This is a genomic window from Streptomyces otsuchiensis, from assembly GCF_004305975.1.
Classification (GTDB): domain Bacteria; phylum Actinomycetota; class Actinomycetes; order Streptomycetales; family Streptomycetaceae; genus Streptomyces; species Streptomyces otsuchiensis.
This window is the reverse complement of the sequence record NZ_BHZI01000541.1, coordinates 1-1112: the sequence shown is the minus strand read 5'-3', so window position 1 is coordinate 1112 and position 1112 is coordinate 1. Positions and strand designations below refer to the sequence as shown.

The window sequence follows — 1112 nt, the reverse complement described above, 5'->3', positions numbered from 1 at the left end:
TATTGATCAGAAACTCATTGGGTTCACTCGTCGAGGATGTAGCGGACGTGCGGGGCTTTGAAGTAGCCGGTGATGACGTGAGGTTGGCGTTGCCGGCGGTGGAAGAACCTGCGCGTCTCGGCGGCGAGTTCGGTCCGGCTCCTGGCCCGGTGGGTGTGGGGCAGGCTGCGCTTGAGGTCGGCGTTGACGAGCTCGTCCGGGTTCAGCTCCGGTGAGTACGAGGGCAGGAAGTGCAGCTCGATCTTGTCCTCATGATCGGCGAGCCAGGCCCGGACGGTCTTCGAGCGGTGGGCCGAGTGCCGGTCGACGATCAGATGGACCTTCCGGTCGAAGTGTCCGACGATGCGTGCGAGGAAGCGGCACATGACCCTCGCGTCGAACGACTCGGTGAAGACCATGAAGTGCATCCGCCCGCGGGTGCTGATCGCGGACATCGCGTTCACGGAGAACCGGTTCCCGGTGCGGCGAACCACCGGAGTCCTCCCCTTGACGCCCCAGGTGCGGCCGGTGACCTGGTCCGAGCGGATCCCGACCTGGTCGGCGAACAGGATCTCGCCGTCATCGGCCTTCGCCCGGGCCCGGATTGCCGGCCAGGTCTCCTCGCGCCATGCTCGGACGGCTTCCGGATCCTGCTCGACGGCCCGCTTGTCCGGCCGCTGGAAGGTCAGCCCCCAGCGCTTGAGGTACTTGCCCACCCCGGGCTCGGTGAAGCGGACCCCGTACAGCTTGAAGATCAGCCGACCTATCTGCCCCCGCGTCCAGAGTTGACCAGAAAGCCCCAGGCCGGATGGGGTGTGATCGAGAACAGCCTGACGCACGGCGGCCTGCTCGGCCTCGGACAGAACCTGATGTTCACCCGCGCGTCGACCTCGCGGCCGGGACAGCAGCCCGTCCCGGCCACCGGACTGCCACCTCGCCCACCAGTTGTCCACGGCCCTGACCGAGACCTTGAACAGGTCCGCAACCTCTGCCCGGTCACGGCCCTCCACGAGCGCCGACACCGCCAGCAACCGCACGGCCTCCTGCGCGTCCGGCGACCAGGTCCGCGCGTCCCCCACCAGATCACTCACACACCATCAACGAGCCTGAACCCGAAGCGTTTCGGATCAATA

The 1112-nt window shown here is 66.9% G+C and carries 1 protein-coding gene; it reads right to left on the bottom strand.

The genetic code is table 11. From position 1 onward, the window contains the following. Window positions 1-23: 23 nt before the first annotated feature. Window positions 24-1070 (bottom strand): IS630 family transposase, encoded by a 1047-nt coding sequence (locus E0D90_RS25740; protein ID WP_170215054.1) that lies wholly within the window; start codon window positions 1068-1070, stop codon window positions 24-26. Window positions 1071-1112 lie beyond the last annotated feature (42 nt).